Origin of the sequence: Mycobacterium shimoidei, assembly GCF_900417275.1 — a bacterium.
GTDB classification, from domain to species: domain Bacteria; phylum Actinomycetota; class Actinomycetes; order Mycobacteriales; family Mycobacteriaceae; genus Mycobacterium; species Mycobacterium shimoidei.
Genome location: NZ_UEGW01000001.1, coordinates 4,695,411 through 4,719,418, shown reverse-complemented (window position 1 = coordinate 4,719,418; position 24,008 = coordinate 4,695,411). Strand labels below are relative to the sequence as shown.

Annotated in this window: 24 protein-coding genes; 12 read left to right on the top strand and 12 right to left on the bottom strand. The window is 66.2% G+C overall.

Features of this window, described 5'->3' with window-relative positions; genetic code table 11:
• Positions 1-25: 25 nt before the first annotated feature.
• Together MSP7336_RS22900 and MSP7336_RS22895 are read left to right on the top strand one after the other, a co-directional pair.
• Positions 26-1,495 (top strand): flavin-containing monooxygenase, encoded by a 1,470-nt coding sequence (locus MSP7336_RS22900; RefSeq protein ID WP_069396538.1) that lies wholly within the window; start codon positions 26-28, stop codon positions 1,493-1,495.
• A 53-nt stretch (positions 1,496-1,548) separates the two neighbouring features.
• Positions 1,549-2,505, top strand: a complete 957-nt coding sequence (locus tag MSP7336_RS22895; protein WP_069396537.1) for an alpha/beta fold hydrolase — start codon at positions 1,549-1,551, stop codon at positions 2,503-2,505.
• Here MSP7336_RS22895 and MSP7336_RS22890 read toward each other — a convergent pair.
• Genes MSP7336_RS22890 through MSP7336_RS22880 form a run of 3 tightly spaced genes read right to left on the bottom strand, consistent with a single transcriptional unit; the run spans position 2,500 to position 6,126 of the window.
• Positions 2,500-3,846, bottom strand: a complete 1,347-nt coding sequence (locus MSP7336_RS22890) for a flavin monoamine oxidase family protein (protein WP_069396536.1) — start codon at positions 3,844-3,846, stop codon at positions 2,500-2,502. The two genes, MSP7336_RS22895 and MSP7336_RS22890, sit on opposite strands and share 6 nt — an antisense overlap.
• Positions 3,847-3,877: 31 nt before the next feature.
• Positions 3,878-4,993 carry an Rv3169 family protein gene (locus MSP7336_RS22885; RefSeq protein ID WP_069396535.1) on the bottom strand — a complete coding sequence of 372 codons (1,116 nt, stop codon included), beginning with the start codon at positions 4,991-4,993 and terminating at the stop codon, positions 3,878-3,880.
• A complete protein-coding gene (locus tag MSP7336_RS22880; protein WP_069396534.1) occupies positions 4,993-6,126 on the bottom strand; it encodes a phosphotransferase family protein in 1,134 nt (377 codons plus the stop codon). The genes MSP7336_RS22885 and MSP7336_RS22880 overlap by 1 nt, the downstream gene beginning before the upstream one ends.
• Positions 6,127-6,170: 44 nt before the next feature.
• On the opposite strand from MSP7336_RS22880, the gene MSP7336_RS22875 reads away from it, so the two are divergent.
• Both MSP7336_RS22875 and MSP7336_RS22870 read left to right on the top strand, forming a co-directional pair.
• Positions 6,171-6,785, top strand: coding sequence for a TetR/AcrR family transcriptional regulator (locus tag MSP7336_RS22875; protein WP_069396533.1), 615 nt, complete (start codon positions 6,171-6,173; stop codon positions 6,783-6,785).
• Entirely contained in the window at positions 6,782-7,660 is an 879-nt protein-coding gene (locus tag MSP7336_RS22870) for an SDR family NAD(P)-dependent oxidoreductase (RefSeq protein WP_069396532.1), read from the top strand. Before MSP7336_RS22875 ends, MSP7336_RS22870 begins: the two co-directional genes overlap by 4 nt.
• Here MSP7336_RS22870 and MSP7336_RS22865 read toward each other — a convergent pair.
• The 3 genes from MSP7336_RS22865 to MSP7336_RS22855 are packed head-to-tail and all read right to left on the bottom strand — an operon-like array spanning position 7,635 to position 9,858.
• Positions 7,635-8,105, bottom strand: coding sequence for a polyketide cyclase (locus tag MSP7336_RS22865; protein WP_232321045.1), 471 nt, complete (start codon positions 8,103-8,105; stop codon positions 7,635-7,637). The two genes, MSP7336_RS22870 and MSP7336_RS22865, sit on opposite strands and share 26 nt — an antisense overlap.
• A 10-nt stretch (positions 8,106-8,115) precedes the next feature.
• A complete protein-coding gene (locus MSP7336_RS22860) occupies positions 8,116-8,529 on the bottom strand; it encodes a hypothetical protein (protein WP_232321044.1) in 414 nt (137 codons plus the stop codon).
• A 9-nt stretch (positions 8,530-8,538) separates the two neighbouring features.
• A complete protein-coding gene (locus MSP7336_RS22855) occupies positions 8,539-9,858 on the bottom strand; it encodes an aminotransferase class I/II-fold pyridoxal phosphate-dependent enzyme (protein ID WP_069396529.1) in 1,320 nt (439 codons plus the stop codon).
• 37 nt (positions 9,859-9,895) lie between these two features.
• Here MSP7336_RS22855 and MSP7336_RS22850 point away from each other — a divergent pair, with 37 nt between their 5' ends.
• Positions 9,896-10,567, top strand: coding sequence for a pyridoxamine 5'-phosphate oxidase family protein (locus tag MSP7336_RS22850; protein WP_372507672.1), 672 nt, complete (start codon positions 9,896-9,898; stop codon positions 10,565-10,567).
• 60 nt (positions 10,568-10,627) lie between these two features.
• On the opposite strand, the gene MSP7336_RS24535 is transcribed toward MSP7336_RS22850, so the two are convergent.
• Positions 10,628-11,449, bottom strand: coding sequence for a hypothetical protein (locus MSP7336_RS24535; protein WP_142706846.1), 822 nt, complete (start codon positions 11,447-11,449; stop codon positions 10,628-10,630).
• Between the two features lie 115 nt (positions 11,450-11,564).
• Here MSP7336_RS24535 and MSP7336_RS22845 point away from each other — a divergent pair, with 115 nt between their 5' ends.
• From MSP7336_RS22845 to MSP7336_RS22815, 7 genes are all read left to right on the top strand, one after another.
• On the top strand, positions 11,565-12,023 hold the full coding sequence (locus MSP7336_RS22845) for an SRPBCC family protein (RefSeq protein WP_069396527.1): 459 nt from the start codon (positions 11,565-11,567) through the stop codon (positions 12,021-12,023).
• Between the two features lie 6 nt (positions 12,024-12,029).
• Positions 12,030-12,806: a PhzF family phenazine biosynthesis protein gene (locus tag MSP7336_RS22840; RefSeq protein ID WP_069396526.1), complete on the top strand. Its 777-nt coding sequence runs from the start codon at positions 12,030-12,032 to the stop codon at positions 12,804-12,806.
• Between the two features lie 92 nt (positions 12,807-12,898).
• Complete coding sequence (locus tag MSP7336_RS22835; RefSeq protein ID WP_069396525.1) at positions 12,899-13,840, top strand: DUF4129 domain-containing protein; 942 nt, start codon at positions 12,899-12,901, stop codon at positions 13,838-13,840.
• Positions 13,837-14,319: a hypothetical protein gene (locus MSP7336_RS22830; protein WP_069396524.1), complete on the top strand. Its 483-nt coding sequence runs from the start codon at positions 13,837-13,839 to the stop codon at positions 14,317-14,319. Before MSP7336_RS22835 ends, MSP7336_RS22830 begins: the two co-directional genes overlap by 4 nt.
• Positions 14,316-15,275, top strand: a complete 960-nt coding sequence (locus tag MSP7336_RS22825; RefSeq protein ID WP_069396523.1) for an AAA family ATPase — start codon at positions 14,316-14,318, stop codon at positions 15,273-15,275. Before MSP7336_RS22830 ends, MSP7336_RS22825 begins: the two co-directional genes overlap by 4 nt.
• The gene (locus MSP7336_RS22820) at positions 15,272-16,528 is read left to right on the top strand and encodes a DUF58 domain-containing protein (protein ID WP_069396522.1); all 1,257 of its coding nucleotides are present in this window, start codon (positions 15,272-15,274) and stop codon (positions 16,526-16,528) included. The genes MSP7336_RS22825 and MSP7336_RS22820 overlap by 4 nt, the downstream gene beginning before the upstream one ends.
• A complete protein-coding gene (locus MSP7336_RS22815; RefSeq protein ID WP_069396521.1) occupies positions 16,525-17,034 on the top strand; it encodes a hypothetical protein in 510 nt (169 codons plus the stop codon). The genes MSP7336_RS22820 and MSP7336_RS22815 overlap by 4 nt, the downstream gene beginning before the upstream one ends.
• Here the strand turns inward: MSP7336_RS22815 and MSP7336_RS22810 are convergent.
• From MSP7336_RS22810 to nuoL, 5 genes are read right to left on the bottom strand one after another with little or no spacing between them, the layout of a single operon-like run.
• Entirely contained in the window at positions 17,009-18,193 is a 1,185-nt protein-coding gene (locus tag MSP7336_RS22810) for an FAD-binding domain (RefSeq protein ID WP_069396595.1), read from the bottom strand. The genes MSP7336_RS22815 and MSP7336_RS22810 overlap by 26 nt on opposite strands.
• 4 nt (positions 18,194-18,197) lie before the next feature.
• Positions 18,198-18,959, bottom strand: coding sequence for an enoyl-CoA hydratase (locus MSP7336_RS22805; RefSeq protein WP_113964681.1), 762 nt, complete (start codon positions 18,957-18,959; stop codon positions 18,198-18,200).
• Complete coding sequence (nuoN, locus tag MSP7336_RS22800; protein ID WP_113964680.1) at positions 18,956-20,542, bottom strand: NADH-quinone oxidoreductase subunit NuoN; 1,587 nt, start codon at positions 20,540-20,542, stop codon at positions 18,956-18,958. Before nuoN ends, MSP7336_RS22805 begins: the two co-directional genes overlap by 4 nt.
• Positions 20,539-22,134, bottom strand: a complete 1,596-nt coding sequence (locus MSP7336_RS22795) for an NADH-quinone oxidoreductase subunit M (protein WP_425325758.1) — start codon at positions 22,132-22,134, stop codon at positions 20,539-20,541. Before MSP7336_RS22795 ends, nuoN begins: the two co-directional genes overlap by 4 nt.
• A complete protein-coding gene (gene nuoL / locus MSP7336_RS22790) occupies positions 22,128-24,008 on the bottom strand; it encodes an NADH-quinone oxidoreductase subunit L (RefSeq protein ID WP_069396517.1) in 1,881 nt (626 codons plus the stop codon). Before nuoL ends, MSP7336_RS22795 begins: the two co-directional genes overlap by 7 nt.

Genomic DNA, 24,008 nt, shown 5'->3' with positions numbered 1-24,008 from the left:
TAGGTACTCGAGAGGAGCTTGGGCCATGGATCCCTTCTTCGACGTGCTGATCATCGGCGCCGGGATATCGGGCATCGGCGCCGCCTACCGGATTCGGGAGCGCAACCCGCAGCTTCGGTTCGCGATCCTGGAAAGGCGCGAAAACCTCGGCGGCACCTGGGACCTGTTCCGCTACCCCGGGGTGCGGTCGGACAGCGACATCTACACGCTGTGCTTCCCGTGGGAGCCGTGGACCCGGCCAGAGATGATCGTCGACGGCCCACACATTTGGCAGTACCTGCAGGACACGGCGCGCAAGCATCACATCGCCGAGCACATCCGGTTCAACACCCATGTGCGTTCCGTCGACTGGGACTCCGCCACCGACACCTGGACCGTGTGCGCCCAACAGCACGGCGAAGACCAGACCTTCCGGTGCCGATTCGTGTTCTTCGCCACCGGCTATTACGACTACGACAACCCGTACCAACCGGCATTTCCCGGCATCGAAAGCTTTGCCGGCGAGGTGGTGCATCCGCAGCATTGGCCGGAGTCGCTCGACTGCACCGGCAAACGCGTCGTGGTGATCGGCAGCGGCGCGACCGCGGTCAGCCTGATCCCGACGCTGGCACAACAAGCGGATCACGTGACGATGCTGCAGCGCACACCGTCGTACATGATCTCGGCTCCGAAAGTGGAGCCGACCGCTGTTGCACTACGAAAGCTATTGCCGCTCAAGGTAGCTCACTGGATAGTCCGCTGGCGCAACGCGCTTGTGGGTGTGGTGCTGTGGGAGGTGTCGCGTCGGGCACCGGAATTCGTCAAGCGACGGCTGCGACGCACCGCCGAGCGCAACCTGCCGGCCGGCTACGACATCGATACCCATTTCAAACCGCCGTACAACCCGTGGGATCAACGGCTGTGCTTCATCGTCGACGCTGACCTCTACAGCGCGATCAGAAACGGCAGCGTCGACGTCGTCACCGACCATATCGACCGGGTCGATGCCCGCGGCATCGCATTGAAGTCCGGGCAACGCCTCGACGCCGATGTCATCGTCACCGCGACCGGGCTGCAATTGCAGGCGCTGGGAGGCATCGCTGTCAGCCTTGACGGTGAAAAGATCAACCCGCATGACCGTTTCGTCTACCGGCGACACATGCTCGACGATGTGCCGAATCTGGCGTGGTCGGTGGGTTACACGAATGCGTCGTGGACCCTGGGCGCTGACATGACTGCGCAGTCGGTCGCAAAGCTGTTGGAATACATGCAGGCTCATGGTTACACCCACGCTTATCCGCATCTGGGCGACACCGAGATGCCCGAGCAGCCGACGTTCAATCTGCAGGCGGGCTACGTGTTACGTGCTTTGGATGTGTTGCCGAAGTCCGGCACTCGCCGCCCGTGGATGGTCAGCCATCACTTCCTGCGTGACGTGATCGACCATCGGCTGCGGCCTCTCGATGACCAGATGGTGTTCGGCCAAGTTCCCGTCGATCGGCGCCAATCGGCTTAAACTGGATTGCATCCAAGTCAGCGGCGACGTGGCCGCGTCCGAGGGGAGCAGCGATGAGCGTGCAACCATCGGCCCGCTCGCGTGCCTCGATTCCCCTCGATCTGCCTCCCAGCCGTACGTTGGCCGTCCGCGCGGCTGACGGCACCCGCCTGCACACCGAGGTATTCGGGCCGGAAGACGGATATCCGATCGTGCTGGCACACGGCATCACCTGCGCCATCCGGGTCTGGGCATACCAAATCGCCGATCTGGCCCGCGATTACCGGGTGATCGCCTTCGACCACCGCGGCCATGGCCGCAGCGGGATTCCACGCCGGGGCGGTTATAGCCTGCATCACCTCGCCTCGGACGTCGACGCCGTGCTCGAGGCCGCCCTCGCACCCGGTGAGCGTGCCGTCGTTGCCGGACACTCGATGGGAGGCATCGCGATCGCGGCCTGGTCGGAGCGTTACGCGCATAAAGTGCCCCACCGCGCCGACGCCGTCGCGCTGATCAACACCACCACCGGCGACCTGCTGCACGGATTGAGACTGCTGCCGGTACCGGCGCCGTTTGCACCGGTGCGGGTCTTCGGCGCGCGTGCCCTGGTCAGCATGTTCGGCTCGTTCAGGGTGCCGCCCCCGGTGCGACGGGCCACCCGCGAGATGGTCTGTCTGCTGGCGGTTGGCGCCGATGCCGAACCCGAGGTCGGCGACTTCATCTACGAGCTGTTCAACGCCACCTCGCCGACCGCACGTGGCGGCTGGGGCAAGGCGCTCGTCGACTCACTCCAACAACGGCACATCAGCCTGTCCGGCCTGACTGTGCCGACACTGGTTATCGGCAGCGAACGTGATCGGCTGACCCCACTGCACCAGGCTCGCCGGATCGCTGCGGCGGCACCCAATCTTGTCAAGCTGGTCGTGCTGTCCGGCGGGCACTGCGCGATGCTGGAACGCCCCGCCGAAGTCAACGGCGAACTGCGCGCGCTGGCCGAATCCGTTGAGGACGACCGGCGGGTCAGCTCATAACCGCTCAGCGACCTCAGCGGCCACACGCCGCCCGGAGCGCACCGCGCCGTCCAGGAACCCGGTCCATTCGTCGGCGGTTTCGGTGCCGGCCCAGTGGATTGGCCCGATGGGGCGCCGCAACCACTCGCCGTAGCGGGTCCACGATCCGGGCGGCACCGCAGCGGTCGGCCCACCGGGGGCGAATTCCTCTGCACCCCAACGGTGATCGACATAGTCGAGCGGTTTGAGCGCGTCGTCGCCGAATAACGCTGCGAAGCTTTCCAGGGCGCGCTTGCGGCGCTGATCGGCGGGCAGTTCGTCGAAACCGCGGGCATCGACGAACCCCAGCAGGACCCCCGGCCCGTCGGGCTGCGGGCTGACATCGAACGTGATGAACACCGGCCCGTCGTCGGCGAGCGCCTGGCCGGAGTATCCGTTTTCCCGCCAGAACGGCGTGGGATACGCGGCATACGCCTTGGACAACCGGCCCTGAGGCCAGCTTGTGGCGAGCCGGTCGTACTCGGCGGGCAGTGCGGGATCGAACTCGATGCCCGCCCGATGTTCCGGAGGGATCGCGACGACGGCGAAACGGGCCTCGGCGCGGCCCTTTTCGCAGCTGATAATGACCCCGCCGTCGTGGTATTCGATGCGGCGCACCGCGGCGCCGAGTACCACCCGGTCGCCGAGCTGAGTCGCCACCGCTTGCGCGATCTGCTGTGTCCCGGCTGCGAAACGGTCTTGTTGCGCACCGTTTTTCACGTCGAGCATCCGATCCAGACCGCCGGCGGCACGCACGTAACGCGCGGCGTGCAGCATCGATACCTCGTCGGGTTCGCAGCCCCAGGTCACTCGCGACATGATGGCCAGCAGATCTCGTGTGGTGGAGCCGGCGCGCACCGAGTGCAGCCAGTCGCCCAGCGACTGGCCGTCCAGCTGGGCTGCGCGCCGCGCCGTCCACGGCTCGGCCAATGGAATTTTGCGGGCCACCCGTTCGAAACGCCAACGCACGCGGGCGATGTCGAGCAGTCCGCCCAGCGACAGACGCGGAATGGTGCCGTGGTAGGGGCGCACCATGCCGCGCCATTGGATCAGGTTGGCGCCGTCGTTGTAGGTCGGGATGGTTTCAATGCCGAGCTCGGCGGCCAGCTCCAGCACCGCATCCTGAGTCGGGCCGACGAAGGTGCCGCCCATATCGACCGGGATGCCGGCGACGTGTCCGGTGTCCGAGCGTCCGCCGACCCGCTCGCGGCCCTCGAGGACCAGCACGTTGTGGCCGAGCCGGGTGAGCTCGCGGGCGGCGGTGAGACCGGCGAAGCCGGCGCCCACCACCACGACATCGGCGGTCCAGGTCGCATTGGGCATGCGCCTATCGTATTGGCCCGGCTCCTTCTCGTTAGGGCGCTACCGAGAGCCAGTCTTTGAACCCGGACGGGTCGTGGCGGCCCAGCGCGCCGTGCTCGTAGAGACCCCAGCCTTCCACCGGCTTTGCGTCGCCGTCGCGACACAGCGCTCGGCCCACGTGGTCGATCACCCCGAAGCCGGACCGCGCGACGATCGCCGGGTCGGTCATGTCGTAGGTCAGCCGCTCGGTGAACTTCTCGCCCTTCCACATGCCGTGCAGCCAGTCCGAATCACCGCCGTAGCCTCCGCCGACGTGGATCGGCACCGCCAGCTTTGATTCGATGTCGAAGCGCACCGGCGTGCCGTCGGGTCGGCTGGCCTCGATCGTCGCGCCGGTCGGAATCCGGGTGCCGGACCGGTACTGCGTGCTCACCCGCGGCCAGCCCAGCTGCTCGACACGTCCGTCGCGCCAGATCCGGGTGCAGTCGTTGAGCGAGCGGAACCCGTCCGGGGCCTCCTGAATGATCATCACGACGGCGAAGTCGTCGAACGCCATCGGCACGTACAGCCACCACATGCCCTCGAACGGCGGGTCGGCCGGCCGGCCCGCCGGTTCCGGCTCGCCGATCGGGCGAATACCCCAAGACCGGTCGCGGCTGCCGATCCAGATCGCCGGGTCGACGGCGATCTCCTCACCGTCGATGGCGATCCGCCCGCTCCAGCTGCCCAGCTGGGCGAAGCGCTGGGCATCCAGCGTTACCCGGTTGCCGGATCGCATCAAATGCGGTTGTTCCTGCACGACGTCGAACAGGCCCTGCCAGGCCAGGTCGACGGCGATGCCTTCGGTTTCCTCGAGGACCACCCGCAGTTTGCGCAGCGGTTCGCTGACCTCGATCCGGTAGCCGCCCACCCGCTGATTGAGCCGGTCGGAGTCGATGGCGTCGGAAAGATGCACCGCGGTCTGGGCGTCGCCGCGGCGAATCAGCACGAACGCGTCCTTGACACCCAGATTCGGGTAGTACCCGATGCCGGTGATCAAGAAGATGTTGCCGGTACGGTCATGGGCGTTGAGGTAGGAGCGGTCGTAGAAGTTGCGATCCGACGACCCGGGCCAGGCGATCGGCTGTGGGATCTGATGTACCGGGAATTCGTCGAGCGGTCCGAGCATCACTGTTCTCCTAGAAGTCTTTTCAGCAATCCGGCGTGGTAGAACAGCGACTCGACGTCGTCGGGCCTTTCGACCTCACCGAAATGCACCCGCCGCGCCCCCGTGCGCATGAACACGCAGGCCCACATCACGCCCGAATACACGTAAAACCAGTGCAGATCACCAAGATCCGCGCCCGCAAGCCGACGGTAGGTATCGCGAACGTCGTCCTCGCGCATCACGTCTGGCAGGCCGGGAAGACCGGCCAATCCGGCCAGCTCCTCGAATACCATGTGGGCGAAGATCATCCACGCAACATCGAGCTCCCGCGGCCCGAGCGTCACCATCTCCCAGTCGAGCACTGCCACCGGTCTGAAGTCGCGGTAAAGCACGTTGCCTATCCGTGCGTCGCCCCAACACAGCACCGGCGGGCTGGCATCCGCCTCGGTGGGCCAGTGCGCTTCCAGCCAGTCGAAGGTGCGCTCCAGAAGCGGTGAGCGGCCGATGTCCGGCACGGCGAAGTCGTACCAGGACCGCACCCAACCGAAGTGCCGGCGCAGGGCGGTCTCATCTGTCTCGTCTTCGGACAGGAAGCCGAATGTCTTCTGCGGGTTTGGAATCGAATGCAGTTTCGCCAGCACCTCAACGGTAGCGTCCTGTAACTCACGCTGCCGCTCGACCGACGCGTCGGCGAACCAGTTGCCGCCGAACGTGTAGGGCATGACGTCAGGCGGCACCACGCCTTCGACGTAATCCATTACAAAGAACGGCTTGCCCAAAACATCGCCGGTGGTTTCGATCCAGCGCACCTGCGGGACCGGAACATCGGTGAGCTCGCCGACCAGACGCATTACTTCGAATTGGTGGTCGAGGCGGTACGACGGAAAAACCGGCACGTCCTCGGAGCTGGGAGCGACCCGGGTGGCCCACCGCTGCTCGATCGGTGAGCCGCCCTCGTCCCAGCGGCCGGTCAAGATCAGCGTTTCCGACGACATCCCGTTGGCGTCGATCCCGCTCTCCACGGTCACCTGTGGCGCAATCTTCCCGGGCAACACAGTGGAAAGCCATCGCGACATCACGGCCGGCACGGTCGTGACGTCTCGGCTGGACCTTTGCATTCGGTCGACGTCGGTGACAGCGGGTTGGTTGGCCACAAGCGCCTCCTTCGTGAGGCAATTACGATACGGTGGGTAGCGTTATGAAAGCAGACCCGTCCTCGATTGACAAGGCCCCGGGCGCCGGGCGGCCGCGGGACCGGCGTATCGACGCTGCCATATTGTCGGCGACCGCGGAACTGCTTGTGCAAATCGGCTATTCGAACCTGACCCTGGCCGCGGTGGCCGAACGCGCCGGTACCACGAAAACGGCGCTGTATCGGCGGTGGTCGAGCAAGGCCGAGTTGGTGCATGAGGCGGCGTTCCCTGCGGCGCCCACCGCGCTGGTGGGACCGGCCGGGGACATGGCCGCCGATGTGCGGGCGATGATCGCGGCCACCCGCGACGTGTTCACCAGTCCGGTGGTTCGAGCCGCACTGCCCGGACTGGTCGCCGACATGGCCGCAGACTCCGAGCTGAACGCCCGGGTGTTGTCACGCTTCGCGGAGCTGTTCGATGCGGTGCGGCTTCGGCTCGCTGCGGCCGTCGAGCGCGAAGAAGCGCATCCGGACGTGGACCCGGACCGGTTGATCGAACTAATCGGGGGAGCGACGTTGCTGCGGCTGCTGTTGCGGCCCGACGAGGAGCTCGACGACGAGTGGGTGGACCAGACCACTGCGATCGTCGTGCACGGCGTGCAACTAAGGTCAGGCAGGTGACGAGCCGACTCGACGGGCGTGCCGCGATCGTGACCGGTGCCAGCCGCGGGTTGGGTCGGGCGATCGCGCTGGCGCTCGCGGCGGAAGGTGCCGCGGTGGCCGTCGTCGGGCGCACCGAACAGGTCTGGGACGAACGGCTGCCCGGCACGATCGCCCAAACTGTCGCCGACATCGAAGCCGCCGGGGGCCGCGCGGTCGCGGTGCGCGCCGACCTACTCGACCGCGACGATATCCCGCGGCTGGTCGATGAAGCCCGAAATGCCCTGGGACCCATCACGGTTCTGGTGAACAATGCCGCTTTCACTGCACCGGGTCGCCCGCCGAAACCCGGCGAGCAGGCGCGACCCAAATCCAAGGCAGCCGGCACGGCCAAGCCGGACTGGCCGCCGCTACTCGGTACACCGCTCAGCGCCTACCGGCGCCATTTCGAGATCTCGGTGTTCGCCGCCTACGAGCTGATCCAACTGGTGTGTCCCGACATGATCGCCGCCGGACTGGGGTCGATCATCAACGTCACCTCAATCGCCTCCCGGATGCCCGGTGACGGGCCCTACGCCGACCGCAGCGGCGGCGTGCTGCCCGGTTACGGCGGATCCAAGGCGGCGCTGGAGCATCTGACCTGGTGTGCGGCGTTCGACCTGCAGGGTCACAATGTCGCCGTCAACGCTCTCGCGCCGTCCAAACCGATTATGACACCGGGACTTTCGTACTACGCCGCGGATTTCAAGGACGTGGCGACGGCCGACGAATTCGCACGGGCGGCGGTGGAGCTGGCGCTGGTCGATGCGGACACGGTCACCGGGCGCACGATCGGTCACCACCAGGTGCTCGACGGCAGCTTCTCTACATTCAGCCCGCCTCAGCCAGACGCTTGAGGTTGAGCAATTGCCGGCGAGCCATCACCAGATCGCCGAGGCACAGCGCCGGCGTGACCCAGCGGCTCATCGTCGTGACGACCTTCATCAACAGCCGCGTCGTCTGGCCTTCTGGCTCAAGGACATACGAGATGCCGGCGCCCATGATTTCACCGGTGAGGTGCTTGCGTGGCTCGACGGCGAGAATCCGCCCGAAACTGCGGATCCCAGCGGTGGTGAACGGCTCACCGACGACGGGCTCGGGTGCGCCGATCAGTTGCTGCGGTGAGCGGCGGCCGAGATTGTCAATCCAGTCGTAGGAGTACGGCGCCAGCCTGATCTGACAGATCCACGGCCAGAGCGCCTCTGGGGTGGCGTTGACCGTAACTGCACGCCAGGCCTGCAGTGTCGGCGCGCGGACGAAATCGTCACACGGATAGCGTCGGGCGACCTCGTCGTCGGTCACGTTCCAACGATCACCGATCAACGGTTTCCGCCTTGAGGCTGCTGCGCAGTCCGATGGCCAGCACGAGGGTGCCCAGCGCCAGGCCCACGAACTCCAGCAGCCCGACCGCTCTGCCGTCGGCGTGCCCGGTGTCGACGATGTGGCTCAGGGCGTGCAGCGCCCAGTGCAGCGTCGCGAACGCCAATGCGGCCACCCGCCACGTCGGCCACCGCACCGCCGCGAGCAGCAGCAGACCCAGCGGCAGCTCAAACGACGCGTTATCGAAGATGTAGTGGTTGTTGCGTGGCCCGAACGCCCCGAGGGTGTCGAAGAACATTCCCGGCGTCACCAGCATGAACAAACCCAGCAGCGTCGAGTACACCCCGAAGGCGACCAAAACCACTGTTACGAACGGTGAGCGGTTAGGCGCGGGTGTCGTTGTCACACTGTGACCCTATACGCCGACCGGCCCGAGGGCATATAGCGCCTCGACGATCGCATCTGCCAGCGAATCAATTTCGCGCGCAACAAGATTCGAGATAGTGACCCGGATGCCGGGTGACGTGTTGATTCGGAACCGGGTTCCCGGGGCCGCCGCCCAGCCCGCGCTGAGCAGTCGGGTGATCACCACCGTCTCATCCGGCACCGGGATCCAGACGTTGAGACCGGATCGGCCGTGCGACGGCACGCCGCGCTCGCGCAGCGCGGCCCGTAGTTGGCTGCGGTTGCGCGCATAGCTGGCTTCGGCTTGGTGAACCAGGCGTGCCGCCGCCGGGTCGCGCCACAAATCGACGGCCAATTGCTGCAGCAGGTAGCTCACCCACCCCGGCCCGAGGCGCAGTCGCCCGTGCACCCGTTCGACCGTGCGGCGATCGCCCGCCAGCACGGCCAGCCGAAGATCCGGGCCGTACGCCTTGGCAGCCGAGCGGATGAACGCCCAGTGGCGCGTCGACCCGGCCAGGGTGTGCAGTGGCACGCCGGCGATGCCGGCGCAGTGGTCGTCTTCGACCAACAGCAGCTCGTCGGCGTGCTCAGCCATCAGCCGGCGCAGTTCGTCGGCACGTCCCTCGGCAACCGCCGCACCGGTCGGGTTCTGCGCGCGCGTGGTCACCACTAGCGCCCGCACCCCTCGGCGCAGTGCACGCGCCACGTCAGCAACCAGCGGCCCGTCGTCGTCAACCCGCACCGGTTCCACCGAAAAGCCTTGCGCAGCAAGCAAATCTAGCAGATTCGCCCAGCCGGGATCCTCGACCGCCACCCGGTCGCCGGGCCGCAGGTGTGCCGCGAGGACGCGTTCGATGCCATCGAGTGCCCCAGATGTCGCGGCGAGGTGTTCGGCCGGAACCCCGTCGGCGGTCAGCGACGTCCGGGCGTACTCGGTCAGCTCGGCGGATAGTGCCGGTGCACCGTACAACAAGGGTTCTCGCGGTTGGAGTCGAGCGCCGGCGATGGGCAGCAGCGCCGGGTCGGGGTTGCCGGTCGACAGGTCGCGCACGCCGTCGGGAATGGCCAGCCCGCGCAGCGATCGGGGAGTGGTCGCCGGGCGGTCGCGCACCCGCGTGCCGCGGCGACCGGCGGTCTCGACGGTTCCCCGCATGCGCAGCAGCCGGTATGCCGCGGCGACGGTGTTGGGGTTGACGCCGAGCTGTCCGGCGAGTTGCCGGATCGCCGGTAGCTCGGTACCGGGCGGAAGTGCGCCGGTGGACACCCCTTCCTCGACGCTGCTGGCGATCTCGTCGGCACCGGATCCCCGAATGGTGTAATGTACGGGCACAAAAGATATTCTGTACTAGTACAAAGCTGAGATGCAAGTGGAGTCATCCGTCTATCCGCCGACCCCGCGCAGTACGCCGACCCGGTACCGCGAACGCGCGAGCTACGACCGCGCCACGGTTCACCGCATCCTCGACGAGGCGTTGATGTGCCACCTCGGCTATGTGCGCGCCGGCCGCGCAGTGGTGCTGCCGACGATGCATGCGCGCGTCGACGAGACCCTGTACCTGCACGGCTCTACCGGCAGTGGCCCGATGCTGGCCGCAACCACCTCGGCGTCGGGGCTGCCGCTGTGTCTCACGGTCACCCTGCTCGACGGACTGGTGCTGGCCCGGGCTGCAGTGCACCACTCGGTGAATTTCCGGTCGGTTGTCGTGCACGGCACTGGGCGGGTGGTGTCGGATCGCGAGGAAAAGCTGCGAGCGCTTGCCGCGTTGCTCGACCACGTGGCGCCGGGGCGGGCAGACGACAGCAGAGCGCCGAATGCCCGTGAACTGGCGGCCACCGTCGTGCTGGCGGTTGACCTGGTCGAGGTTTCGGCCAAGGTTCGCACCGGCGGGCCGCTCGATGACGCCGACGACATCGACCTGCCGTATTGGGCCGGAGTGATGCCGCTGGGCCTGTGCCCCGGAGAGCCGATGCCGGCCGACGACCTCGCTTCAGGCCTCCCGGTCCCGACCTACCTCACGCCGTATCGCAGAGAGCAGTAATTGGGGAAACGACGTCGCTTCCCCAATTACCGCGTGTATCAGGTTGTTATGCCGTGAAGGTCACTGCTCGGCTGGCCCGTGCGGTGCTTCCGGCCCCGACGCCGGTGCGCCGGGGTATGCCGGGCTGACTTCCGCTGGAGCACCTGGCGTGCCGGGTGTGCCCGGAACGGTGCCGGGTGCGCCGGGAATTGTGCCGGGTGCGGCGGGTGCGCCGGGATATGCCGGACCGACTTCCGCTGGAGCACTTGGCGTGCCGGGTGTGCCCGGAACGGTGCCGGGTGCGCCGGGAATTGTGCCGGGTGCGGCGGGTGCGCCGGGATATGCCGGACCGACTTCCGCTGGAGCACCTGGCGTGCCGGGTGTGCCCGGAACGGTGCCGGGCGCGCCGGGAATTGTGCCGGGTGCGGCGGGTGCGCCGGGATATGCCGGGCCGACCGCGCCCGGAACACCTGGCATCCCCGGTTCACCGGGCGGCCCGACGGCCTCCGGAGCACCTGGGGCGCCCGGTTCGCCGGGTGGGCCCATCGTGCCGGGCGGCACGCCTGGACCCTGGGCGCCCGGCCAGCCTGCCGGTTCGAATGCTCCGGGTGGCCCCGTGGGACCGGGAGCACCCGGATAACCTGCCGGTCCGAATGCCCCGGGTTGTCCCGGTGCTCCGGGCTGTCCGGGCGCCCCGGGTTGTTCCGGTGCTCCAGGTTGTCCCGGGGGGCCGGGTGGAACGGGTTCGTCTTGGGCAAAGCCGACCGACGGCCCCGTGGGGGTGGGGTCCGCCGCTGCCGGCGCGATAGCGGCGACACTGAGGGCTCCACCAGCGGCAAGGGCGGCCATGCCCGCCCCGATTGCCGTCAACGGACTGCGATGGGTGGTGTTGTCGTAGACCATGTATGTATCCCAACGTCGGGTGAGCTGGACCCGGTCCGCGTACCCAGCAACAGGGAAATGAAACCTGCGGACATTCCCCACCGCAGTGTCGCGGACGCAATGTTTGAATCGGGAAATGCTCGAGGACCCGCATGCCCCCCGCGTCGTGTCGGCGACCCGCGAGGTCGCGGCGGCGGCGGATCGGATTTTCGAGCTGATCGCCGACCCGTCGCAGCAGCCGCGATGGGACGGCAACGACAACCTCGCCGAGGCTGAACCGGGACAGCGGGTCGGCAAGGTGGGCGATGTGTTCACCATGCGGCTCACCCTGGGCAGCATCAGGGAGAATCATGTCGTGGAATTCGACGAAGCCCGTCGTATCGCCTGGCTGCCCTCCGAAGCGGGGCGTCGACCGCCCGGCCACCTGTGGCGCTGGGAGCTCGAGCCCATCGACGAAACGCGCACCCGGGTCACGCATACCTACGACTGGTCGAAGTTGACCGACAAGAATCGCCTTCCGCGTGCCCGACGCACGACCGCCGAAAGACTCCGAACGTCTCTGGACCGGCTCGCCGCCATTGCCGAGGAACACTGATCACACATGGCGCAGGTTTTCGGGGTCGATGCTTTCACGCAGACGATGTTCCGCGGCAACCCCGCCGGTGTGGTGTTACTGGATCGGCCGGCCGACCCGGGTTGGATGCAACTGGTCGCAACCGAACTCAGCTATCCCGCAACGGCGTTCGTAGATCTATCGAGGACGGATGGTGCGCCGAAAGGATTGCGGTGGTTCAGTCCCACCACCGAGTTGACATTGTGCGGACACGCGACGTTGGCCAGTGCACACATCCTCGGCGGCAACCAGCTCTTCGACACTCAAAGCGGGACATTGAGCTGCAGTGCCGGCCCGGACGGTGCGATAAGCATGAAATTTCCCGTCGATCCGGTTTGTCCTGAGCCGCCGTCGGTCGAATTACAGACGGGACTGGCCGACGTCACAATGCGGTCGATTTGGCGTGGTCGCATGGACGTACTGGTGGTTGTGGCATCGGCCGCAGAGGTCCGGGGGTTGCGGCCGGATCTTCGCGCGCTGGCCGATGTCGCCGCGCGCGCCGTGATCGTTTCCGCGCCCGGTGACGGCGACGCGGATATCGTCAGCCGCGTCTTCGCTCCCAGCGTTGGAATCGGGGAGGATGCCGTCACCGGATCTGCGCACTGCACCCTCGCCGATTTCTGGTGTGAGCGCCTCGGATCATCCGAGTTGATCGCCGAACAAGCGTCCCCACGCGGAGGCTTGGTGCGAGTGCGGCTCGGTGACGACGGCGTCGTTCTGACCGGCGACGCTGTCACCGTTACCAGCGGCGAACTGCACGATTGAACCTATCTGGTAGCGGCGCAGAACGCCGACGTGCCAGGATGAGCAATCGGAATGCCGCAACAGCGGCAGGCAGCCGGTCGATTGGTGTGCCAATGCCCCGAATCGACAAGGCGACAGGGCGCGTGGTCGCCGTGGTCGTGCTCGTCATCGTCGTTGCTGCAGCCCTGCGCGGGTATCTGCCCGGCGTGCAGGCGCCCGCACAGCAGGAACCGCCGCGCAGTTCGGCGTCGCTGGCCTACGTGGTGCTATTGCTAAGCATTTCATTGGCGATCATCGGCGTCGCCCTGATCGCCAGACTGCGCGATCCGCGTAGCCGGGCTGCGACCGCCGCACTGCCCGAAAACAGATTCAGCGGGGGAGTGGGTCGGCCCGGGTGGCGGGTGCTGGTGATCGCAGCCGCGGTGCTTGTGGGGTGGCTGCTGCTGGTTTGGCTGCTCACCCGATTGATCGGGGAGCACGTGGCTGTTCGACCGCCGGGCCAACCGCAACCAACCGGCACGCCGCCTACTGGCGGCGACGCGACGCCGCAAAATCCGCCGGACAACGGTGCCAGTGGGGATGTACTGGGCTACCTCATAGCGAGCACGGTGACGTTAGTCCTCCTGGTTGTGGTGGGCATCGTTGCCGCGCTACGAGCACGACGCAAGACGACCCCGCGCGTCGCCAGAGCCGCATCACCTGTGGCGCCGCCGCCGACGGAGACTGCTGAATCACTGGTTCGCGCAGCAGAAGTCGGCCTTGCCGAGATCGGAGATCTCAGTCGCGAACCACGGGAAGCGATCATCGCGTGTTATGCGGCGATGGAACGCGAACTGGCACACGTACCTGGGGCGGCTCCACAGGATTTCGACACGCCCACCGAGGTCTTGGCTCGCGCTGTCGAACACCGTGTGCTGCATGCCGATAACGCCTTGCGGTTGGTCGACCTGTTCGAAGAGGCGCGGTTCAGTTCGCATGTGATGAACGAGAACCATCGCGAAACGGCGGTCGGTGTACTGCAGTTGGTGCTCGCAGAAGTGCGGAGCGTCGTATGAACCGCCTGGTGATCCTGGGAGTCTGCCTGGTCATTGGAGTGGAAGTGACGGCGCTGACGTTGCACGACCGCCGGTTTGTGATCTTGGTATCGGGTGTGGCTGTGGCGGTGGTGTTGCTCAACATCCGCCGATACCTGGGTCACGACGCACGACCGGCTGCAGATCCGGCCACCGACGAGCTGGGGGAGTCGTTGCGCGGCTGGCTTTCGCGGACCAAGACGCTGATTCGCTGGTCGGATTCCACCCGATCAGACTGGGACCGGCATTTGCGCCCGATACTTGCGCGACGGTTCGAAATGACCACCGGGCAAAAGCAGTCCAAAGACCCGGCCGCGTTCAGGGCTACCGGTGAGATGCTCTTCGGCCCGCAACTGTGGGCCTGGGTGGATCCCAACAACGTCGCGCAAACTGGCAGGGAAGAACCCGGTCCCGGCCGAGCGGCACTCGAGGAAATTCTGCAACGGTTGGAGCAGGTATGACGGGAGCCGCGGAGGTGACCACGGCGCGCTGCGAAGCGGTGCTCGACGAAATCGAACGCGTGGTGGTGGGAAAGCGTTTTGCGCTCAACTTGATCCTGACCACGGTGCTCGCGCGGGGGCATGTGCTCATTGAAGATCTGCCCGGCCTGGGCAAGACCCTGATCGCGCGGTCGTTCGCTGCGGCGCTCGGCCTCGATTTCACCCGCGTGCAGTTCACCCCCGATTTGTTGCCCGCGGACCTACTCGGCTCGACCGTGTACGACATGCAATCGGGCCGCTTCGAATTTCGCCCCGGGCCGATCTTCACCAACTTGCTGCTCGCGGACGAGATCAACCGCACACCACCCAAGACTCAGGCGGCACTACTGGAAGCCATGGCCGAAGGCCAGGTCAGTATCGACGGTGAAACGCACCGGCTGCCAAGCCCATTCATCGTGCTCGCCACCGACAACCCGATCGAGTACGAGGGCACCTACCCGCTGCCCGAGGCACAGCTGGACCGATTCGCGGTCCGGCTCGAACTGCGCTATCTCTCCGAGCGCGACGAAACCGCGATGCTGCGCCGCCGCCTGGAGCGCGGATCGGCAGAGCCGACCGTGAACCAAATTGTCGACGGGCACGACCTGCTCGCGATGCGCGAGTCGGTGGAACAAGTGAGCGTGCATGAGGACGTTTTGCACTACGTCGTGACGTTGGCGGTGGCGACCCGCAACCACCCACAGGTCGCCGTGGGCGCGAGCCCACGGGCGGAGCTGGATCTGGTGCAGCTGGCCCGTGCGCGGGCGCTATTGCTCGGACGGGATTACGTGATTCCCGAGGACATCAAGGCGCTCGCTGTTCCTGCTGTGGCACACCGCATCACGCTGCGCCCTGAGATGTGGGTGCGCCGCATTCAGGGCTCCGATGTCATCGAGGAGCTGTTGCGCCGCTTACCCGTTCCGCGGACGCGATCGTGAATCAACCGCACGAGGTTCAGTTGCGCTGGCGCGCCTCCCCCTTGACCAAGGCGGTCGCGACGTGCGCCGGAGTGGCACTGGCCGCCGCGGTGATCGGGTTGCGCTGGCAGCTGCTGGCGTTCGCGGCACCGCTGCTCGGCATGTTGAGCTCGATCGGCTGGCAGCGGCCGTTGCCAGGCGTTCAGGTGCAATCCGAACCGGATTCGCAGCGCTGCTTTGAAACCGAAGAGACACAGTTGACGGTGTGGGCGACGACTGAAAGTCCAGGCGTTGCGGTGAATCTCTCGGTGTCCGCTGTCGACGGCATGCGGCTCGAGCTGGTCGATCGGGCATCGCCACAGCGACAGACCGTCGCCGTCGCAGCCGACCGTTGGGGCCGTTATCCGGTGCGGGCAGTGGTGAGCGTCGTCGCACATGGCGGCTTGCTGGTGGGCACGGCTGTTGCAGATGCCGCTTACGCCAACGTTTTCCCGCTCACACCACCACAACCGACGCCCACACCGCAGACCGAGCTGCTCGATCGCCTCGGCACCCACCTCACCCGGCACATCGGCAGCGGAGTCGAATACGCCGATATTCGTGCCTATGTGCCGGGCGACCAGCTGCGGACTGTCAACTGGCCAGTGAGCGCGCGCCGCGGCCGCCTGCACGTCACCCAACGGCTGACCGACCGGGCCGCCGACGTGATCGTGCTCGTCGACACCTACCCGCAGCCGGCCGGTCCGGCAACCGAAGCCACCGAACGCACGGTCCGCGGCGCCGCGCAGGTAGTACAGACCGCGTTGCGCAACGGGGACCGTGCCGGAATCGTCGCGCTCGGCGGGCGCCAGCCGCGCTGGCTGGGTGCCGACATCGGGCAACGCCAGTTCTACCGAGTGCTCGACACCGTGCTCGCTGCCGGTGGTGACTTCGAAACCACCACTGGGACTCTCGCGCCCCGGGCGGCAGTGCCGCCGGGCGCGATCGTCGTCGCATTTTCCACCTTGCTCGACACCGAGTTCGCGTTGGCGTTGATCGACTTGCGCAAGCGCGGCCATGTGGTCCTCGCAGTCGATGTCCTGCAGGGCTCCCCGTTTTACGACCGGCAGGATTCGCTGATCGACCGGCTGTGGACGTTGCAGCGCTCCGCCATGTATCGCGACATGGCAACCATCGGAGTCGACGTGCTGCCCTGGCAGCCAAACCACACCCTGGAACAGTCGATGCGAGCAATGCCCGATTATCGCCGGGTCGCACCGGTGCGCCGCCGATGATGGCGTCGGTAGTGCTGACCCGCATTCTGTCAGCCACCTGCGGAACGCTGATGGCCGCAGCCGTCGGAATCGGTTCGCACGAAGCGGCTCTCGTGGCAGCGATGCTGTGTCTGCTCGTGGTGGCGGTGGGCGTGCTGTTTCGCCCCGCCGCAACCCTTGCCGTGCTGTTGACGATAGCGGTGATTGTGTTGACTAATCCCGCACCCGCACTGGCCGCAGTGTCGGGTCTGGCCGCCGCGGTCTATCTGATGCTGCGCCATGCCGCCAGTACCGGCACCGGTCTCGATACCGTCAGCGGTGCCACCATCGTCGGGGCGGTGGGATTTACCTTGGCCGGGCTGGTGGCCACCGCGTTTCCCTTGCAGTTGCCCTGGCTGCCGTTGGCCGCGCCGCTGGCCATCCTGGCTATCTACGTGCTGGTGACACGTCCCTTCACGAGCGATCAGCTGGCGGCGGGCCGGGGTCGCCGGATACCTTCGGCTACCCGAAATACTCGGGCAACGTGATGTCGTCGCGGAATTCGCGCCGGACGGCCCAGTCGGCCAGCCACGGAACGTTGAGCAATCTCGACATCCGATTGCGGGTCCACACGCCAAGCGACGTCTTTGGCGCGAACATCGCGGCGAATGCGCGCGCCGAGCGCTGCCTGGCCTCGACGACCGGTCGCAGCCGGCGTTCATAGCGATCGAACGCCTGCCGATAATCGCCGCCCGCACGATTCAGCTCGCCCGCCAGCATGTAGGCCTCCACCATCGCCAGGCCCGCGCCTTCGCCGGCCAACAACGAGACCGCCCCCGCGGCGTCGCCGACGAGTGCGACCCGCCCATCGGACCAGCGATCCATGACAATTTGGCTCACGCGATCGAAATACACATCGCAGGCACCGTCGAGTTTGCGCAGGATTTCCGGGCATTCCCAGCCCGCATCGCCGAAAACCTGACACAGGGTGGTCTTGATCTCCGGCAAGTTCTGCGGATCGGGCGTGGTCATGTGGCTGGTCGTGAAAATGAAAAGAAACATCGTCTTGTCGCCGCGCATCGTGAATCGCCCAACCATCCGGCCGGGGCTGCTGTAGGCGAGGTAAACGAGTTCGTCGCGGGGCTGATAGCCCTCGGCTTCGAATGCGGTGACGCGATAGCCGAGATCGACCTCAAATGCCGCGTTCGGACCGAAAGCCAAACTCCGCACAGGCGAGTGGATACCGCCGGCGCCGAAGAGGAGGTCGAATTCTCGTGTGCTGCCGCGTTCGAGGGTGACCTGTACCCCGGTGTCATGTTGGGTTATGGCCGAAACACTTTCGCCGAACAACGTTTCGACGCGAGACTCGATACAGCCATAGACGATGGCGGCCAAGTCACCCCGCGGCACAGTCACGAACCGGCCACCGACGTTTCGCCGGAACACGTCCGCCGAGAAGCCGCCGACCGTCCGCGAGTTGCGGTTGACCAGCCGCACTTCCTGAACCGCATAACCGGCAGCGTGCAATTGCTCGGTGAGGCCCATCCGCTCGGCGACGGTATATCCGCCGCCCCAAAAGTCGACGGCATACCCGCCGGTGCGCAGTTGTGGCGCCTTTTCGATCAGAGTCGGCTGGTGGCCGCACCGCCATAGCCAGTACGCGAGGGTGGGTCCGGCGATGCCGGCACCGACAATTCCGACTCGCAGCGACTCAGCCACGGATCTGTCGCCGGTTACGCTCGCTGACCTCGGCATAGCGAGCGGCGAGATCGGTGGTGTCAGACAACGCGGCGGAGATCTCCTGCTCGGCGGCCAGCGCCGGATCGGTGACGGCGGCGGATCCGGTGGCGTAAATCCGCTTCAGGCCTCCCATGATTGGCGCCGGCACCTCGGCAATCTGGCCGGCCAGCTCCACTGCGCGGGCCAGCAGTTGCTCGTGGGGAACTACCTCGGTTACCAGACCGATTCGTTCGGCACGTACCGCGTCGACGACCTCGCCCGTCATCGACAACCGACGCGCCATGGCCGAGCCGACGAGCTGCGGCAACCGCGCCGTCATGCCGCCGCCGGGCAGGATACCCACCCGCGCATGGGTATCGGCGAACACCGCCCGCTCGGATGCGATCAGAAAATCACACCCCAAGGCCATCTCCAGGCCGCCGGTGAACACCGGGCCGTTGATTGCCCCAATGATCGGTGTGGCCATCTCGGCTGTCTTGCGAATGCAACTGTGGTTCCGGAACTGCTCGAAGTAAACCGTCCCAAGCCGTTGCGCCTCCTTCAGATCGACACCGGCGCAAAACGCCGGATCGACGCCGGTGAGCACCACGGCGTGCACCGATGCGTCGGCGTCGGTCTCGCCCAAAGCCGCGTACAGCGCCTCGATCAGTTCACCGTTCAACGCGTTTCGCGCCTCGGGCCGGTTAAGGGTCAGTACCCGAACGGAGCCGAGGTCCTCGCGAAGGACGATCATTTCAGTAGTTGTGCTGCCTGCTCAGCCAGATCGAGCAGCGGCTGCGGGAAAACACCCAGACCGAGAGTGACTGCTGCGCACACCGCGATTGACGCCTTGCTCCAGAAGCTCGGCATCACCACGTCCAACTCTTCGACGGGCGGTTCGGTGAAGAACATCAGCACGATCACCCGCACGTAGAAGTAGGCCGCCACGCCGCTGGCAATCACACCGATGATCACCAGCGGCACCGCACCACCCTGGGCCGCCGCCTTGAACACCGCGAACTTGCTGACAAACCCGCTGGTCAGCGGGATACCCGCGAACGCCAGCAGGAACATCGAAAACAGCAGTCCGACAACAGGATAGCGCCGCCCCAACCCGCCCCAGCGGGACATGCCGGCATTCTCCTCGCCGCTGGCGTCACGGACCAGCCCGACAACGGCGAATGCGCCGACCGTGCTGAAGCTGTAGGCGACCAGATAAAACAGCGTCGACGAGACACCGCTGGGGATGTCGGCGATCACACCGGTCAGGATGAAACCGACGTGTGCAACCGACGAGTACGCCAACATCCGCTTGACGTCAGTCTGATTCACCGCGGTGACGGTGCCGACAACCATCGTCAGGATGGAGATCGCCCATAGCACAGGCCGCCAATGATCGTGCAGTGGCGGAAGCGCGACGTAGACGACGCGCAAGAGCGCGCCGAAAGCCGCGACCTTGGTGGCCGCAGCCATGAACCCGGTGATCGGCGTCGGCGCGCCCTGGTACACGTCGGGAATCCAGGAATGGAAGGGGACTGCGCCGACTTTGAACAACAGCCCGGACGCCAACAGGGCAACACCGGTCAGCGCCATCGTGCTGCCGGGATCCGCCGCCAGTGCGCCGCGGATCTCGGGCAGGCTCAGGGTTCCGGTAGCTCCATAGATCAGCGCTACACCGTAGAGGAAGAATGCCGACGAGAATGCGCCCAGCAGAAAGTATTTCATTCCCGCTTCCTGGGAGAGCAGTCGGCGGTGCCGGGCCAGGCCGCACAGCAGGTACAGCGGCAGCGACAAGACCTCCAGCGCCACGAACATCGTCAGCAGATCGTTGGAGGCCGGGAACACCAGCATGCCTCCGACTGCCAGCATGGTGAGCGGGAAGACCTCGGTCTGGGTGACCCCGGCTTGGATCGCCTGGCGCTCACCCGGGCTGTCGGGCACCGCGGCCGCCTGAGGCGTAAAGGAGTCCAGCACAACCGAACCCGGCGTCGCTGCGCCCGGACCGGCAGCGGAATTCTCACCACGGCGGCGTTCGGCGATGAAGATGATAGCCATCACCGCAACCAGCAGAATGGTGCCCTGCAGCAATAGCGTCGGCCGGTCAATGGCCAGCGCATGCAAGACTGCCGTGGCACCGGACGCTGGAATCTGCTTGGCCACCACGATGACTGCGACAAACGCGGCGAGCAGCCCGCCGATGGCCACTAGCACCTGGGCGCCGTAGCGGGCTCGTCGCGGCAGGAACGCCTCAAACAGCACGCCGACCACCGCAACACCGAAAACGATCAGCATCGGGGACAGCAGCGAGTATTCGACGTTGGGTGCGGGCATGCTCATCGGTGCGGTCCTTCCGCCGTCCGCTGCTCCTGCAGCTGCGCGGCCCGCTCCGGCGCGGCGGGCACCGGATCCTGCTGGTTGATGGTGGCCATCGTGTTGCCCACCGCGGGATTGATGATTTCCAGCAACGGTTTCGGGTAGAAGCCGAGCAGCAGCAGCAGCGCGATGAGTGGTGCGACGACGATGAGTTCGCGCGGCACCAGGTCTCGGATCCGTTCGTTGCCGTCGCGGACGGGCCCGGTCATCACCCGTTGGTACAGCCACAGCATGTAGATCGACGACAGCACCAGAGCGGTGGCACCGAAGGCGGCTGCCAGCCAGTAGCGGTTGAACGTGCCGATCAGCACCAAAAATTCGCTGATGAACGGCGCCAATCCAGGCAGCGACAGGGTGGCCAGCGCCGCGACGAGGAAGGTGCCGGCCAAGACCGGGGCCACCTTTTGCACGCCACCGAAGGCGCTGATCGAGCGGGTGCCGCGGCGGGCGATCAGGAATCCGGCGATCAGGAACACTGCTGCGGTGGACAGGCCGTGGTTGACCATGTAGAGCGTCGAACCGCTCTGGCCTTGGGTGGTCATCACGAAAATCCCGAGGATGATGAAGCCGAAGTGCGAGATCGACGTGTAAGCGATCAGCCGCATGATGTCGGTCTGGCCGATCGCCACCACCGCGCCGTAGACCACGCTGATGACTGCTAGCACCACGATCAACGGACGGAAATACGTTGAGGCATCGGGGAACAACTGCAGGCAGTAGCGCAGCATGCCGAAGGTGCCGACCTTGTCCATCACCGCCATCATCAACACCGCGGTCGCAGGAGTGGATTCGACGGCGGCGTCGGGCAGCCAGCGGTGGAACGGCCACAGCGGCGCCTTGACCGCGAACGCAAACATAAAGCCCAGGAACAGCGCCTTGAACACCGCCGGGTCGACGCCGAGCGAACCGCGCGAGAACAAGGCGACGACCTCACGGAAGTCGAATGTGCCCGAACCGTGTTGTGCGGTCACCACGTACACACCGATGACCGCCGCCAGCATGATCAGGCCGCCGAAGAGGTTGTACAGCAGGAACTTCACCGCCGCGCGGGAGCGGTGTGCCCCGTCGCCGAAACCGCCGATGAGGAAGTACATCGGGATCAGCATGGCTTCGAAGAACACGTAGAACAGCAGTACGTCCAACGAGACCAATGAGATCAACACCATCGACTCGACGGTGAGCGTCAGCGCGACGTAGCCGTGCGGGCCGCGGCTCCGTTCGCCGGCATTGTCGCCGTCATTCCAGCCCGCCAACATCAACAGGGGCACCAGCACTGCGGTGAGCAACACCAGGACTACCGCAATACCGTCGACACCCAGCGTGTAGCCCGCGCCGAAAGCCGGTATCCAGGAGTGAGATTCGGTGAACTGATAGGTAGCGCCATCGGTGTCGAAGCCCGCGGTGATCACGACCCCCCCTGCCAGCACCGCCACGGCCATCATCAGCCCGAACCATTTGGCGAATCCCCGCCAGCCGGGCGGTAGGACGATCACCACGACGGCGCCGGCCATCGGCAGCAGCCAGAGCAGGGAAAGCCAGGGGAAGCTACTCACCACAGTTGCACCGCCAGAATCGCCGCCGCGACCAGCGCCGCGCCCACCAACATCGACAACGCGTACGAGCGAGCGAACCCGGTCTGCAAGCCGCGCAAGCGGTCGGAGGTTCGGCTCACCAGTGCCGCCAAGGCGTTGACCGAACCGTCCACGCCTCGGTTGTCGACGTCGACCAGGGCGCGGGTCAGTTGCCAACCGGGTCGCATGAACACCTCCTCGTTGAAGGCATCGCCGTACAGGTCGCGACGCGCGGCGACGGTCAGCACCGACCCGGCCGGCGCCGTCTCGGGCACCGGGCGCCGTCCGTACATCCGGTAGGCGACCCAAACTCCGACGGCGACGACAAGCACGGCCACCACGCTGATCATCCACGCCGGGGTTGCGTGAGTGGGTTCCTCGAACGTGACCACAGGTTCCAGCCAGTGCTGCAGGGCGCCGCCGATGGCCAGCAGCCCGCCGGAGAACACTGAGCCGACGGCGAGCAGAATCATCGGCCAGGTCATCACCTTCGGTGCCTCATGCGGATGCGCTTCGGCGGCCCAGCGCTTTTCGCCGTAGAACGTCATCAACATGACCCGGGTCATGTAGAACGCGGTGATCCCGGCGCCCAGCAGCGCCGCGCCGCCCAACAGGTAGCCGCGGAGCCCGCCCGCTCCCAACGCCGCCTCGATGATCGCGTCCTTGGAGAAGAAGCCGGCAAATGGCGGTACTCCGATGATCGCCAGATAGCCCAGCCCGAACGTGGCGAAGGTGATGGGCAAGGAGCTGCGCAGCGCGCCGTAACGGCGCATGTCCTGCTCGTCGTTCATCGCGTGGATCACCGCTCCGGAACCGAGGAACAGCCCGGCCTTGAAGAACCCGTGGGTGAGCAGGTGCATGATCGCGAAGACGTAGCCGGCCGGCCCTAATCCGGCCGCCAGCACCATGTAGCCGATCTGGCTGATCGTCGACGCCGCCAGCGCCCGTTTGATGTCGTCTTTGGCGCACCCGATGATCGCGCCGAACAACAACGTTGCCGCGCCGACGATCACCACCGCCAGTTGCGCGTCCGGCGCCAGATTGAATACCGGTCCCGACCGGACGATCAGGTACACACCGGCGGTCACCATGGTGGCGGCGTGGATGAGCGCCGACACCGGGGTGGGGCCCTCCATTGCGTCGCCCAACCAGGCTTGCAGCGGTACCTGAGCCGACTTGGCGCAGGCGCCCAACAGCATCAGCAGGCCTATCGCGGCCAATGCCGCGTCGCTGGCACCAGGCGCGGAGGCGAATACGCCGTCGAACCGCAACGTGCCGAAGTTCGCGAACATCAAAAACATTGCCAGCGACAGTCCGACGTCACCGACCCGGTTCATCACGAAGGCCTTCTTGGCGGCCGTGGCCGCGCTCGGCCGTTGGTACCAGAACCCGATCAGTAGGTAGGAAGCCAGGCCGACGCCTTCCCAGCCGACGTAGAGGCCAAGGTAGTTGTCCGCGACGACCAGCAGCAGCATCGCGGCGAGAAACAGGTTGAGATAGGCGAAGAATCTCCGACGGTCGGGGTCTTCAGCCATATAGCCGATCGAATAAATGTGGATCAGCGATCCGACGCCGGTGATCAGCAGGACGAAACAGATTGACAGCTGGTCGATTTGCAGCCCGAAGTCGATCTGCAAACCATTGACCGGCACCCAGCTGAACAGGTTTGGGTGAATGATGCGGTCGTCGCCGTCACGGCCGAGAAGCTCGGCCAGCAGCACCAGTCCGACCACAAATGACGCCACGGCCGCGGCGCAACCCAACAGATGCCCCCACCGGTCGGTCCGGCGTCCGCCCAGCAGCAGAATCAACGCGCCGGCCGCCGGCAGGGCCACAAGCAGCCAGGTGTAAGCCGTCAT

Bases quoted from the DNA above. Each gene is read 5' to 3' on its own strand.
- MSP7336_RS22900 (WP_069396538.1), top strand. From the start codon at position 26: ATGGATCCCTTCTTCGACGTGCTGATCATCGGCGCCGGGATATCGGGC.
- MSP7336_RS22895 (WP_069396537.1), top strand. From the start codon at position 1,549: ATGAGCGTGCAACCATCGGCCCGCTCGCGTGCCTCGATTCCCCTCGAT.
- MSP7336_RS22890 (WP_069396536.1), bottom strand. From the start codon at position 3,846: ATGCCCAATGCGACCTGGACCGCCGATGTCGTGGTGGTGGGCGCCGGC.
- MSP7336_RS22885 (WP_069396535.1), bottom strand. From the start codon at position 4,993: ATGCTCGGACCGCTCGACGAATTCCCGGTACATCAGATCCCACAGCCG.
- MSP7336_RS22875 (WP_069396533.1), top strand. From the start codon at position 6,171: ATGAAAGCAGACCCGTCCTCGATTGACAAGGCCCCGGGCGCCGGGCGG.
- MSP7336_RS24535 (WP_142706846.1), bottom strand. From the start codon at position 11,449: ATGGTCTACGACAACACCACCCATCGCAGTCCGTTGACGGCAATCGGG.
- MSP7336_RS22845 (WP_069396527.1), top strand. From the start codon at position 11,565: ATGCTCGAGGACCCGCATGCCCCCCGCGTCGTGTCGGCGACCCGCGAG.
- MSP7336_RS22840 (WP_069396526.1), top strand. From the start codon at position 12,030: ATGGCGCAGGTTTTCGGGGTCGATGCTTTCACGCAGACGATGTTCCGC.
- MSP7336_RS22835 (WP_069396525.1), top strand. From the start codon at position 12,899: ATGCCCCGAATCGACAAGGCGACAGGGCGCGTGGTCGCCGTGGTCGTG.
- MSP7336_RS22830 (WP_069396524.1), top strand. From the start codon at position 13,837: ATGAACCGCCTGGTGATCCTGGGAGTCTGCCTGGTCATTGGAGTGGAA.
- MSP7336_RS22825 (WP_069396523.1), top strand. From the start codon at position 14,316: ATGACGGGAGCCGCGGAGGTGACCACGGCGCGCTGCGAAGCGGTGCTC.
- MSP7336_RS22815 (WP_069396521.1), top strand. From the start codon at position 16,525: ATGATGGCGTCGGTAGTGCTGACCCGCATTCTGTCAGCCACCTGCGGA.
- MSP7336_RS22805 (WP_113964681.1), bottom strand. From the start codon at position 18,959: ATGATCGTCCTTCGCGAGGACCTCGGCTCCGTTCGGGTACTGACCCTT.
- nuoN (WP_113964680.1), bottom strand. From the start codon at position 20,542: ATGAGCATGCCCGCACCCAACGTCGAATACTCGCTGCTGTCCCCGATG.
- nuoL (WP_069396517.1), bottom strand. From the start codon at position 24,008: ATGACGGCTTACACCTGGCTGCTTGTGGCCCTGCCGGCGGCCGGCGCG.